This is a genomic window from Lentilactobacillus diolivorans DSM 14421, assembly GCF_001434255.1.
In the GTDB taxonomy this organism is placed as follows: domain Bacteria; phylum Bacillota; class Bacilli; order Lactobacillales; family Lactobacillaceae; genus Lentilactobacillus; species Lentilactobacillus diolivorans.
The window spans coordinates 1-13528 of the sequence record NZ_AZEY01000041.1; the positions used below are offsets into that span (position 1 = coordinate 1).

A 13528-nucleotide genomic window follows, 5' to 3' on the forward strand; every position below is an offset into this window, starting at 1 on the left:
CCATGGCCTGCATTTCGCCTAATTCGTTATCGTGAACAAATTTGGATAATTTAGAACTATCAAAAGAAATATGAGTCATTTTTTCTCCTCCTATAGAACAAATACGATCAAATTAATCGTATCATTAATCTGGTCGTATTTGTTGAATTAATATTACAAAATTTGACAGAATTCAATGGTTTCTTGGTTAGGTCCAAGAATATTAAAATACTTAATTCCATTATCCCAGAATGAAGGAATTGATTGAATCTCGTGATCAACGAGATTCAATCCTTGTGCTTTAGCGTCGGCAAAGGCTTTTTCTACATCTGGTGTGTTTAATGAAATATGATTGATAGCGCCGGCCTTCATAGCAACCGGATCGCCTTCCCAAGTTTCAATAGTTAGGTTGCCAAATCGCATGAAAGCACAACGGTTGGCGCCGTTATGAAACAGACCGGCTTCGTCAAAACCGAGTGATTCATAAAATTCGATGGTTTTATCTAAATCTTTTGAAGGAATTCCAACATGTTGGATTCCGGTAATATCGTCTTTAATTGCCATTATTAATATCTTCTTTCTAAATCATTAGGGTTAGTCAGTACTTTTGGCACTATTAGGATCACCAACATCCAAATTCTGATGTTTCAACCATGGGAATACCCGGTGATCGGCAATTCCAGTAATTCCACCTTGGAATAAGAAGGCAAAAATTGTCCCAATTCCCAAGTTGGTGAAGTTTTTGGTGATAATAAACGCAAGAATTGCCATTAATGTTGGTGGAATATAAGACGCCCACATTGCGATATTGGCATTCCCTTTAAAATATTTAAAGCGGAGAATCTGCATTAAATCATCAGCGGGATGTAAGACTAAATTAACTCGTTGATAGATTGAAATGGCAGTTCCGATTAGGGCGACCCCAAAGAAATTTAATAAGATGTAGAAACCAATCATAAATGGCGTATTGGCATCTGGAAGACCGCTAAAAATTGGGTATTTACCAATGAAGAAGTCTTCAAAGATTTGAATCAGCGCTGAGAAGGGCACCATGAAGATCAGGTTTCCCAATGCGCGACGCCATTCCCATTTACCAACCAAGACCGCGTTTAAAACGGTGATTAGAATTCCGAAAATTAAGAATGCCCAGAAAAGGTTCCAACCAAAAGCGACTCCCAAGTTGGCTTCAGCGGCGGTCCAGTAGGCGGATCCCAGATAAGAAGGGTGAATCTTGGCACTGGTGACCAGCGTCAAAACATTTCCTGCGGAGTTAATGACTAACGAAATAACAAAGTAAAAGATCGACGTTGACATTGAAATTGTTCGACCGTTTAGTTCTTGACTTGTAGATTCCATATTTTCCTCCTGACCGTGTTTCACGGTTAGTCACCTACTTTAACGACTGCCTTTGAAACACCTTTAACGTTACCTTGTAAGAAGTTTTCAACTTCATCCAAGTTAAATTCATGGCTAATTAATGAATCAACATCCAATTTGCCGCTTTGAAGTAATGCGATTGAATCTTCAAAAGCATTTGGGTTGATGAATGAACCCTGAATCGTTAATTGTTTTTGGTAAACTTCATAAGTGTTCATTTCAAAATGAGCATCAGGACTACCAACACCAAACATCAGAACTTGGCCGCCTTTACGAGTTGCTTCAACGGCTTGGGATTGAGTTTCCGGTGAACCAACGGCTTCGATGACAACATCATAATAATCAGTTGGGATCTTTTCAGTCTTTGTATTGTAAGTGTTGGTAACACCTAATTTTTCTTTGTTCATAGCAAGCTTTTTATCTGAATGACCAGTTAAATCAACTTGGTGAACACCGTATGCTTGTAAGATTTGAGCAAATAATTGACCAGTAAAGCCGTCACCAATTACTAATGCACGTTGATAAGGAGTTAAGTTCAATAATTGGACACCGTGAACAGCACATGAGATGGGTTCAATGGTTGCGGCAACTTTAAATGAAATGTCATCAGGAATTGGGTAAACAACAGTTGCAGGAGCGGTGAAGTATTCTTCAAGGCCACCATTACGAGTAACACCAACGGCTGAAAGGTTCTCACAGAGTTCTGGACGATCCGTGTGGCAATAGAAACATTGGCCACAGTAAATGTTAGGGTCAACCGTTACGCGGTCGCCAACTTTAACGTTGGTCACTTCTGAACCAACTTCGGCAACAACACCTGAGTTTTCATGACCTAAAACGATAGGGGGAACGGCATCGGCTGAACCGGGAAGGCCGTTATAAAGCGCGTGATCAGTGCCACAAACGCCGGCATATTTAGTTTGAATTTTTACTTCGTTAGGCTTAACGGTTGGTTGGTTGATATCTTGAATTTCCATCTTTTTAGTGGCTGTTAATACGAGTGCTTTCATTATATTGATAATCTCCTTGTGTAATGTGTGAGTGATTGTAAATAAATTAATCTATATCAGTTGGTTGTTGATTTGTAGATTGGCGTTATTACTTATTAAGTTCATTTAGTGCCAAGGCGAAGTTCCCAACGGTTGCAGAACCATTTTCTTTAACAAGTGGCATTACGATGTATTTTTCAACATCGCCAACATCCACGTAATGATTTAATAGTTCCGTAAAGTGTGCGCGGACCTTTTTTAGGAATGGTTCACTAACGACACCACCTCCGAAAACAACTTTGGCCGGCCGCAGTGTAAGCGTGACCTGAATGGCTGCCTGAGCAACGTAGAATGCCATAATGTCCCAAACATGATCGGTTAATGGCACATCCTGACCACGTTTGCCGGTTCTGGCCCGAAATGTTGGCCCGGCAACTAATCCTTCAAGGCAGTCGCCATGAAATGGGCAGATACCATCAAAATCAAGGTCGTCCGGATGGCGCTTTAATCTGACATGTCCCATTTCCGGATGACCAAGGTCACCGACAAATTCGCCGTTAACGATGGCACCGGCACCAACCCCTGTTCCAATCGTGTAATAGACCAGGGAATTAATTCTTTCATTAAATAAAGTTGCCATTGTATATTCGCCGTAAGCAGATCCATTAACATCAGTCGTCCAAAAGATTGGCAAATCAAAGTTTTTCTTAATGTAACCAATAAAATCAGTGTTTGACCAGCCAGGTTTTGGTGTATCGGTAATGTAACCATACTTGGGTGAATTCTGCCGCAGTTCAATCGGACCAAACGAAGAAATGGAAATTGCTTTCAAATCTGGATATTTTTTAAAATAGTCGACCGTTTTTTGAAGCGTTTCTTCAGGAGTGGTTGTTGGAAAATAAGTTTGATCAAGGATGCGGTAATCCTCATTACCAACGGCACAAACGAACTTTGTCCCGCCGGCTTCAACGCTACCTAGTAACATTAATTTGTCACCACCTTTAAATTGATAAATCAGTGTCTTGTGAAATAGAAGTTAAACTGAAACAACTCATTTAAAACAGGGGATAAACCTAAATCACGCTCAATTAGCGTTGGAAAAAAAGATTTCCGTAAGATAATAATGAAAAAATAATGAGAAATCGTTCAGTTGATCACAAACGAGTCCAAAAAAATTGTAAAAAAGGTTTCATAATTAAATTGTCAAAATGAAAATTTGTTTCATACGTTATATTACTCACTTTTTAGAATATGTCAATCGTTTAACATTATTTTTCTCTAAAAAGTTGGATCCTGTGATATACTTAGGCCAAAACTATGACAAAGATACTATCAATTGGGGAAATATTAAAACTGGGGATGTATTAATGCAGCCAAAACTAGTGGATGTTGCCAAAGTCGCGGGGGTATCCTTAACGACCGTTTCAAGAGTCATTAATAATCGCGGCTATTTATCAGCGGCTACTAAAGAAAAAGTTTTTCAAGCAATGCAGAAATTAAATTATCAGCCGAGTTCTGCTGCGAGAGCTTTGCATGGTAAGCAATTTAAACTGATTGGCCTCATATTTGCCAGCATCGAGAATCCATTAATTGCGGAGGTTGTCGAGAGGATTGAAGATCAACTGTTCCGGGTAGGATATAAAGCGATTATTTGTAACAGTCTCAATAATCCGGAAAAGGAACAACAATACTTGAAAATGTTGATGGCAAATCAGGTGGATGGTATTATCACCGGTTCTCATAATGAAGCAATCGAAGCTTATAAGATGTCTGGACTACCGATTGTTTCCTATGACCGTTATTTTGCAAATTTGATTCCAACGGTCAGCTGTGACAACATTGCGGGTGCGAGATTAGCCGCGAATACGCTGATTGAAAAAGGTTCAAAAAATCTCATGTTGATTTCAGGGAGCTTGGATCAACTGCCTCACAATACAGATCGACTGACGGGGTTTTTAGATGCAGTTAAGAAGGCCGGCTTAACTTCGGCCACTGTTAGATTGCCCTTTAACGCAACGCCAGGCATTAAGCGGGCTAATATTCGCCAGCAATTAATCAATCACCATCCTGACGGGGTATTCTGTACAGATGATTTGACAGCGCTGCTGTGTCTACAAGAAGTTAAAGGTTTGGGAATGCGGGTGCCCGATGATATTCAAGTGATTGGTTTCGATGGCTCAACCTATGTTCGAGAGTATCATCCGGAATTGAGTACGATTGTTCAGCCACTTGATGATATTGTGGATCTGGTGGTTCGACTATTATTTAATCGGTTAAATAAAACTGATGATCCATTATTGGATCGATATGTGTTACCAGTGACGTTACTGCGCAGAGACTCAGTTCGACCATAAAAAGTTCAAAGATTGTCAGGTTCATTGGAAGATAAAGTGGATATGTTTGAAGTTTTGCTTAATTGTAACCGTTATCAACACTGTTGGTAAAAGAGTGAAATCGGTTTATTGATACTTATATCTATGCAACCGGTTGCATTAATTTTAAAATCATGCCATAATGTTCTCGTAAACGTTATTGATTTATATCTAGGAGGAACGAATATGGAGGAGCAAAGTGCTGAAGCAGCAACAAAGAAGTCTGGGTTACCCAAACTTCCGGCTAGTACGATTTGGATGATCAACTTTGGTTTCTTAGGTGTCCAAATGGCATTTACCTTACAAAGTTCTCAAATGAGCCGAATCTTTCAAACAATCGGTGCAGATCCAAATAAATTAGGATGGTTTTTCATTTTACCGCCACTTGCGGGATTAATTGTCCAACCCATTATTGGCTATTATTCAGATCGAACCTGGGCGCCTAAATTAGGTGGTCGACGATTACCTTATTTAGCATTAGGAACGTTAATTGCAATTATCGTAATGTGTTTATTACCTAATTCGGGTAGTTTCGGTTTCGGTTACGCCTCAATTACCGCACTTTTATTTGGTGCAGTGACTGTTGCATTATTGGATGTCTCGTCAAACATTGCCATGCAGCCGTTTAAGATGATGGTCGGGGACATGGTTAATGACAAACAAAAGAGTTATGCATACGGCATTCAAAGCTTCTTATCAAATGGTGGGGCTGTGATCGCAGCGATCTTCCCATTTTTATTCACTGCTTTTGGGATTGCCAACACTGCTAAAAAAGGTGTTGTTCCTCAATCGGTTGTTATTTCGTTCTACGTTGGCGCCGTCATCTTACTATTCACAAGTTTGCTAACGATCTTTAAGGTTCACGAATATGATCCAGCCACATATGCTAAGTATCATGGTATTTCTGAGGAAGCAAACACGACTGGTGGAAACTGGTTTGCACTTCTAAAGAAAGCACCAAAGGTTTTCTGGACGGTAACATTAGTTCAATTCTTCTGTTGGGTTGCATTTCAGTACCTTTGGACTTATTCAGCCGGCGCGATTGCCCACAACGTTTGGAATACCACTAACGCTGCATCAACTGGGTATCAGGCAGCTGGTAACTGGTACGGTGTGTTAGCTGCCGTTCAATCAATTGCTGCCGTTGTCTGGTCATATGTTTTGGCAAAGGTGCCAAACAATCATCATAAATTAGGCTATGCATTGAGTTTGGGTCTGGGTGCCCTTGGTTTCTTATCAGTCTTCTTTATTCATACTCAATACACATTAGTTGTTTCGTTTATCTTTGTTGGAATGGCTTGGGCAGCAATGAATACTTACCCATTAACCATGATTACCAACGCGCTTTCTGGTGAGCATATGGGAACCTATCTTGGTCTGTTTAACGGGTCAATTTGTTTACCACAGATTGTTGCCTCACTGGCCAGCTTTGGTTTATTCCCATTGCTTGGCAACGCCCAGGAAAACATGTTCTTATTTGCCGGAATTGTGATGGCAATTGGTGCACTTTCAGTTGGTTTAATTAAAGAAACGTATAAAGCATAGGAAAGGACGAATATAAAACATGAAACGAATTTTTGAAGTACAGCCCTGGAATATTGTGACCCATGAGTTCAACCCGGAGGATAAACGTCTCCAGGAATCAATGACCAGCTTGGGAAACGGCTACATGGGGATGCGTGGATTCTTTGACGAGGATTACAGTGGCGATAGTCTTGCCGGTTTATATCTGGGCGGTGTTTGGTATCCTGATAAGACCCGGGTTGGCTGGTGGAAGAACGGCTATCCGGAATACTTCGGTAAGGTTGTCAATGCGGTTAATTTCATTAAAATGAATGTTAAGATTAACGGCGAAAAAATTGATCTTGCCAAGGATACGTTTAGTGACTTCAACCTTGATCTTGATATGAAGCGCGCTTTATTAACCCGTTCATTCACGATTACCAAGGGCGATGCAAAGGTTAATGTCAAATTTGAACGCTTCTTAAGTGTGGCGCAACAAGAATTATCTGTTCAGCGATTAACACTGAAAAACGTTGGTCAGAAGTCAGCTGACATTGTGGTTGATTCTGCCATTGATGCCGACGTTAAAAACGAAGATGCCAACTATAACGAGCGCTTCTGGGAAGTTCTAAATACTGACCAACAGACTGAATCCGGCAGTGTGATGGCCAAAACGACACCAAATCCATTTGGAACACCGCGATTTACGTCAGCAATGGAGATGCGTCACGTTACTGATTTAACGAGTAAGGCAGTTGACCAGCCCAATGATAAAGCCGTTGTTAATGCTTTTGCCGGTCAATTAGCACCTGATCAATCGGCTCAGTTGGAGAAGCGGGTGATTGTTGTTACTTCGCGTGATTACGATTCAAACGAGGCCTTGACTGCTGCCATGCATCAATTAAGCGATAAGGTTGCGGCACAGAGTTATGACCAGTTGTTTGACGCCCACGCTAAGATTTGGGAAGAGCGTTGGAATAAATCAGATATTGAAATTGATGGCGATACTGAAGCCCAACAGGGAATTCGTTTTAACATGTTTGAACTCTTCTCAACCTACTATGGTGAAGATGCTCGGCTAAATATTGGTCCTAAAGGCTTTACTGGTGAAAAGTACGGTGGTGCAACCTATTGGGATACCGAGGCGTTTGCGGTTCCCGTTTATCTCGGAATTACTGATCCAAAAGTAACCAGAAACTTGTTGATGTATCGTTATAAACAATTGGACGGCGCCTATCACAATGCCAAGCAACAGGGATTAAAAGGTGCTTTGTTCCCAATGGTGACGTTCGATGGAATTGAATGCCATAATGAATGGGAAATTACGTTTGAAGAAATTCATCGAAACGGTGACATTGCCTTTGCAATCTATAATTACACTCGTTACACCGGCGATACCTCGTATGTCCTTAACGAAGGTTCTAAAGTATTGACAGAGATTTCACGTTTCTGGGCCGATCGGGTTCACTTTAGCCAACGGAAACAACAATACATGATTCATGGTGTAACCGGTCCTGATGAATATGAGAATAACGTTGATAATAATTGGTACACTAATATTTTGGCCCAGTGGACACTGAAATACACCTTGCAGATTCTTAAAGAAGTTTCTTCTAAGCAAGCTGAAAAACTTGGTGTCAGTGATGAAGAAAAGCAGCACTGGCAAGATATTGTTGACCGGATGTACTTACCATATGATAAGAAACTAAACATCTTCGTTCAGCATGACGGTTTCTTAGATAAGGATATTCAACCGGTAACCGCAATTCCAAAGGATCAATTACCAATTAACCAACACTGGTCATGGGATAAGATTCTTCGGTCACCTTATATTAAACAAGGTGATGTTCTTCAAGGTATCTGGGACTTTATCGATGACTACACCCCTGATCAGAAAAAGGCTAATTATGATTTCTACGAACCATTAACAGTTCACGAATCAAGCTTGTCAGCTGCCATTCATTCAGTTTTAGCTGCCGATTTACATTACGAAGATAAGGCTGTTGAATTGTATGAACGAACAGCTCGTCTGGATTTGGATAACTATAACAATGATACAAGTGATGGTTTGCATGTCACTGCCATGACGGGTGGTTGGATCGCGGTTGTCCAAGGATTTGCCGGTATGCGGGTTCGCAATGGCGAATTACACTATGCACCGTTCCTACCTAAGAAATGGTCTCGTTATTCATTCCGTCAGGTCTTCCGTGGTCGGTTGATTGAGGTTGACGTTGATAAGACTGGTGCCAACTTTAAACTGATTAATGGTGACCCGATTACCATTGATGTCGCAGGAAAACCATTAGAACTAAAGTAGTGTGAATTGATTTTTCTAAAAAAGAGATTGAGCAAATTATTCTTGCTCGGTCTCTTTTTTGCTTTGGGTGGGATAGTGAATGTTGCCAAGCAAAAACGTGGCCCAGCAGGCAGACTCCGGCCATATAAGGCCCCTAACTTAATACTTCAAAATCGGGAATATCAAGTTGAACTTGTTACTAAGTTAAAACGTGGCCCAGCAAGCAGCCCCCGGCCATATAAGCCCCCTAACTTAATACTTCAAAATCGGGAATATCAAGTTGAACTTGTTACTTGGTTGAAACGTGGCCCAGCAAGCAGACTCCGGCCATATAAGCCCCCTAACCTTAATATTCCAGAATCGGGAACATTAAGGTTAGGGGGCTTATATTCTGGAGTCTAAATGCTTGCTGGTCCACTCTGTTTTCCAAACCAATTCATTGACCACCCCCGCCAAATAACAGATACTTAAATTAAGCGTCAGATTATAAAATAACTAGGGGATGATTTCATGGCACTAAAAATTGGTGTAATTGGTGCAACTGGAATGGCTGGTCGTGCGATCACACAGGAAGCACTGGACCATGGATTACAAGTTCGGGCTTTTATTCATAATTTGGATAAAGCCAAAGATATGTTTGGTGATCAAGTTGAATATGTTGCCAAGGATGTTTTCGATATTCAACATCAAGATATTGATGATTTAGACGTTGTTGTTGACGCCTTCGCTCCGGGTGATCGTAATAAAGCCTATCAACATGTCGATTTAGCTGCTCGGCTAGTTGAACTGGCCAAGAATCAGGACAAGCCACGACTATTCTTTATTTTAGGTGCTGGTAGTCTTGAAACGGGTGATGGCCACCGATTAATTGACAAACTGGAAACTTACCCGAATAAGGAAACCTTCATTGAAACACCTCGGCAGCAAGCTAAAGAATACGAGTTGCTGAAGAATACAACGAGCGTTAACTGGGTTGCTGTTTCACCAAGCGCCAACTTCAAGCCAGGAGCGTTTGCGGATTATGAACTTGGCAACAATACACTAATGAAAAACGCGGCTGGCAAGTCGGAGGTAACTTCAGGAACAATTGGCAGGGTGATTGTCGAAGAAATTATCAATCCAGCTCATCATAATGAACGATTTACTGCCGTAAATAAATAGTCAGATTAAATAAATAGGACCTGTAATGGCGGAAGGGACAATCTCCCAGCTATTACAGGTCCTAATTTTTAAACTAAATATTCCATTTATAGTGAACTTTTAATTTATATTCCTGATAATTTTTTGCTAAATTATTCCAAAACGAAGCGGGTGTTTCTAAAACATATTCAAACTTCAGCGCCATTTCCGGCGTTATCGATACTTGATTATTGATGATATTTGATAAATTTTTGACAGATGTGCCTAGATTTTCTGCTGCCTGCTTTTGAGTTAGATTTTTGCTTCTTATGGTGTCTCGGAGTATTTCTCCTGGAGTTGTCATATAATCCGGCTGAACTTCATACATTTTAATTGCCATGATAGTCGTCAACGACCTCCTTAATGTATACGGCGACTGCATCTTCCTTAACAATAACAAAATCACTGTTTTTATCCAACACCTTGAATTTTATCTTTACCTGCCAAGTTAACTTCTTTTCGATACTATATGATACTATTCGGGCTTAACTAGCCATAAGTTTTTGCCGGGATAGTTAAATATATGTATCAATTAAATCGTTCCAGAGTTGAAAAGTAATAGAATAAATCAGCAAACCAAGGACAAATTTGTTTGGTTTATTAGTGTTAAATACCAGCCGATCCGGTGACGGTTAATCATATTATTTGCAGTTTCGATAATGAATTATTACTACTAACTGAACGCTTGTTTGGGATCTAATCAGTCCTATGTGAAAAATTTACATTATTTTCAAAAAGCAGTTTAATTCAGTTTGAAATGAGAATACAATGAGAATATAATATTTTTAAATTAAACGGATATTTGTGCCACTCACCGCAATCTAATTTGCTGGGTGGGACGTACATAAATGATATTCTAGAAGGAGAAGTTATCTTGGTTGAGACTAAATCCGACCAGTTCTTGCGCATTAAGGATGTTAGTACCGCGTTTAAGATTAACGGTCAATATTATGATGCAGTTTCAGATGTTAGCCTTGAAGTCAATCACGATGAAATCTTGGCGATTGTTGGCGAGTCCGGTTGTGGAAAAAGCACCTTGGCAACGACCATTATGGGTCTCCATGATCCCGAGGAAACAAAGATTTCCGGTGAGATTGACTTTGAAGGAACTGACTTACTGAAACTTGATGAGAAAGGTTATAACCAAATTCGGGGAGCAAAAATTGGCATGATCTTTCAGGATCCGTTATCAGCCTTGAATCCGTTGAAACGAATTGAAGATCAAATCCAAGAAGTGATGGTTTACCATACCAAAATGGATGAAAAACAGCGTCACGCACGGGTGATTGAGCTGTTAAATGAAGTTGGGATTGTTGATCCTGAAAGAACCGCGCATCAATTCCCTCATCAATTATCAGGTGGGATGCGGCAACGGATTATTATTGCGATTGCGATTGCCTGCAAACCTGACTTAATTATCGCCGATGAGCCGACAACGGCTTTGGATGTGACGATCCAAGCCCAAATCTTGGATGTTCTGCGTGATATTCAAAAAGAAAATCATGCTGGTATTATTCTTATTACGCATGATTTAGGCGTTGTTGCCGAGACTGCCGATCGGGTGGCGGTTATGTATGCCGGCCAAATTGTTGAAACCGGGTCGGCTGCTCAAATCTTTAACGAACCTAAGCACCCATACACGCGGTCATTATTGCGATCAATGCCACAACGGGATAACGAAAACGATGATCTATACGTCATTTCCGGAATGGTCCCTTCTTTGCAGAAGATGCCTAAGGATGGTGACCGGTTTGCGCCACGGATTCCTTGGATTCCGGTCTCTGCCCATGAAGCTCATCCGACGATGCATGAACTTGAACCTGGTCACATGGTTCGCTGCACCTGCTATCAGAACTTCTATTTTCCAGATCAAGTAAAGGAGGGTGCCGGCAATGAGTCTAATTGAAATTAAGGACTTAAAGGTCCACTATCCGATTCGGGGTGGCTTCTGGAACCGGGTTGTGGATAACGTGAAAGCCGTCGACGGTGTCACCTTTGACATTGAGGCTGGTGAAACATACGGCCTGGTTGGTGAATCCGGTTCTGGTAAATCCACGACTGCCAAAGCAATTATTGGGCTTGAAAAAGCAACTTCCGGAACCGTTACATATAAAGGCAAAGACGTTACGAAAGCTGAAAATCGTCGTAAATTGGATTATAACCACGACGTGCAAATGATTTTTCAGGATTCATTATCGAGTCTGAATCCACGAAAACGAATTGAAGATATTATTGCGGAGCCTCTCAGAAATTTTGAAAAGCTTGATAAACAAGCTGAAAAGTTACGGGTATTGCAATTACTGGATATTGTTGGTTTGGATGCTGATGCGTTATATAAATATCCCCATCAATTTTCAGGCGGCCAGCGACAACGGATTGGCGTTGCCCGGGCAGTTGCCACCCATCCCAAATTAATTATTGCTGACGAACCGGTTTCCGCTTTGGACTTATCAGTTCAAGCCCAAGTATTGAATTTTATGAAAAAAATTCAACGGGACTTTGGGATTTCCTACCTATTTATTTCCCATGATTTAGGGGTTGTCCGTCATATGTGTAATAACATTGCGATCATGAACCGTGGACGAATTGTGGAAGTGGGAACCAGAGAAGATATCTATAATGAACCAATGCACATTTATACGAAACGGCTGCTTGCCGCAATTCCGGAAACTAATGTGAATCATCGAAAAGAACATCGGGAACATCGATTAGAAATTGAAAAAATCTATCAGGAACAACAGCAAAAATATTACGACAAGGATGGGATGGCCTTTCCATTGGTTAAGGTTTCGCCAACTCATTCAGTTGCCCTACCACCAGAAGAAGCTAAAAAATTTCAGCAGCAAGCTGAGAACAAGGAGGTAAATGTCTGATGTGGAAAACAATTTTGCGGCGGATCTTGATTATGATTCCTGAGCTGATTATCCTCAGTATCTTGGTTTTCTTACTTGCTAAAGCGATGCCTGGAGATCCCTTTACCGGATCGATTAATCCACGGGCAAGTCAAGCTCAAATTCATCATTTAATGCAGATTCACGGGCTTTACGATCCTTGGTATCAGCAATACTGGAACTGGGTTGTCCACTTGTTCCATGGTGATTTAGGCATGAGCTACGAGTATCAGGAACCAGTCGTTGATTTAATTAAGCAACGGGGTGCCAATACCCTTTGGCTAGCTTTGTTCACAATGGTCTTGACTTACTTAATTGGGTTGCCATTAGGTATTTATGCGGGCCGTCATGAGGGTAAATTTCAAGATACCTTAGTCCGAGTTTATACATATGTGACCATGTCAATCCCATTCTTCGTTGTGTTGGTTATTGGAATTTGGATTTTCGGTTATGCCTTGAATTGGTTCCCAACGAGTGGGTCCATATCGGCTCAAGCGAGTGGGCTCGGTGAGACATTAATATCGCGTTTGGGACACATTATCCTACCGGGCTTACTGGGAGCATTGTTTGGGACTGTCAATATTGTTCAGTATTTGCGTTCTGAAGTCATTGATGCTAAGCATTCCGATTATGTCCGAACCGCCCGCTCAAAGGGTGTGCCCATGAAGGATATTTATCGACACCATATCTTCCGAAACTCACTGTTGCCAATCGCGGCTTTTGCTGGTTATTCCATTACCGGTTTGTTGGGTGGTTCCATTTTTACCGAAATGGTCTTCTCGTACCCAGGTATGGGACTGCTATTCTTGAACGCGATTAATTATCGGGATTATACGGTTATTACCGCGTTGGTTCTACTGTATGGTTTCTTGAATTTAATGGGAACGTTGCTTTCTGACATTGCCTTAAGTATCGTTGACCCACGAGTTCGGGTTGAATAGG

At 41.0% G+C, this 13528-nt stretch carries 12 protein-coding genes; 7 read left to right on the plus strand and 5 right to left on the minus strand.

Translation table 11 applies throughout. The features are described 5' to 3' along the window. Window positions 1-153: 153 nt before the first annotated feature. The 4 genes from FC85_RS04385 to scrK all read right to left on the minus strand — a co-directional run bounded on the left by FC85_RS04385 (window position 154) and on the right by scrK (window position 3330). Window positions 154-543: a VOC family protein gene (locus FC85_RS04385; RefSeq protein WP_057864336.1), complete on the minus strand. Its 390-nt coding sequence runs from the start codon at window positions 541-543 to the stop codon at window positions 154-156. Window positions 544-573: 30 nt separating this feature from the next. Beyond that, window positions 574-1335, minus strand: coding sequence for a DUF6198 family protein (locus FC85_RS04390; RefSeq protein WP_057864337.1), 762 nt, complete (start codon window positions 1333-1335; stop codon window positions 574-576). A 26-nt stretch (window positions 1336-1361) separates the two neighbouring features. After that, window positions 1362-2366, minus strand: coding sequence for a zinc-dependent alcohol dehydrogenase family protein (locus FC85_RS04395; RefSeq protein ID WP_057864338.1), 1005 nt, complete (start codon window positions 2364-2366; stop codon window positions 1362-1364). An 88-nt stretch (window positions 2367-2454) separates the two neighbouring features. Next, a complete protein-coding gene (gene scrK, locus FC85_RS04400; RefSeq protein WP_057864339.1) occupies window positions 2455-3330 on the minus strand; it encodes a fructokinase ScrK in 876 nt (291 codons plus the stop codon). A 382-nt stretch (window positions 3331-3712) separates the two neighbouring features. Here scrK and FC85_RS04405 point away from each other — a divergent pair, with 382 nt between their 5' ends. From FC85_RS04405 to FC85_RS04425, 4 genes are all read left to right on the plus strand, one after another. Next, window positions 3713-4699, plus strand: a complete 987-nt coding sequence (locus FC85_RS04405; protein WP_057864340.1) for a LacI family DNA-binding transcriptional regulator — start codon at window positions 3713-3715, stop codon at window positions 4697-4699. Between the two features lie 204 nt (window positions 4700-4903). Continuing rightward, the gene (locus FC85_RS04410; RefSeq protein ID WP_057864341.1) at window positions 4904-6262 is read left to right on the plus strand and encodes an SLC45 family MFS transporter; all 1359 of its coding nucleotides are present in this window, start codon (window positions 4904-4906) and stop codon (window positions 6260-6262) included. 19 nt (window positions 6263-6281) lie between these two features. Next, the gene (locus FC85_RS04415; protein WP_057864342.1) at window positions 6282-8537 is read left to right on the plus strand and encodes a glycoside hydrolase family 65 protein; all 2256 of its coding nucleotides are present in this window, start codon (window positions 6282-6284) and stop codon (window positions 8535-8537) included. A 489-nt stretch (window positions 8538-9026) separates the two neighbouring features. Next, window positions 9027-9677, plus strand: coding sequence for an NAD(P)-dependent oxidoreductase (locus FC85_RS04425; protein ID WP_057864344.1), 651 nt, complete (start codon window positions 9027-9029; stop codon window positions 9675-9677). A gap of 73 nt (window positions 9678-9750) precedes the next feature. Here the strand turns inward: FC85_RS04425 and FC85_RS04430 are convergent, their stop codons facing one another. Next, window positions 9751-10035 (minus strand): HigA family addiction module antitoxin, encoded by a 285-nt coding sequence (locus FC85_RS04430; RefSeq protein WP_057864345.1) that lies wholly within the window; start codon window positions 10033-10035, stop codon window positions 9751-9753. A gap of 534 nt (window positions 10036-10569) precedes the next feature. Between FC85_RS04430 and FC85_RS04435 the strand changes: the two genes are divergently transcribed. Genes FC85_RS04435 through FC85_RS04445 form a run of 3 tightly spaced genes read left to right on the plus strand, consistent with a single transcriptional unit; the run spans window position 10570 to window position 13527 of the window. Next, entirely contained in the window at window positions 10570-11601 is a 1032-nt protein-coding gene (locus FC85_RS04435; protein WP_057864346.1) for an ABC transporter ATP-binding protein, read from the plus strand. Beyond that, window positions 11588-12568 carry an ABC transporter ATP-binding protein gene (locus FC85_RS04440; RefSeq protein ID WP_057864347.1) on the plus strand — a complete coding sequence of 327 codons (981 nt, stop codon included), beginning with the start codon at window positions 11588-11590 and terminating at the stop codon, window positions 12566-12568. Before FC85_RS04435 ends, FC85_RS04440 begins: the two co-directional genes overlap by 14 nt. Next, a complete protein-coding gene (locus FC85_RS04445) occupies window positions 12568-13527 on the plus strand; it encodes an ABC transporter permease (RefSeq protein WP_057864348.1) in 960 nt (319 codons plus the stop codon). The genes FC85_RS04440 and FC85_RS04445 overlap by 1 nt, the downstream gene beginning before the upstream one ends. The last annotated feature ends 1 nt before the right edge of the window (window position 13528 follow it).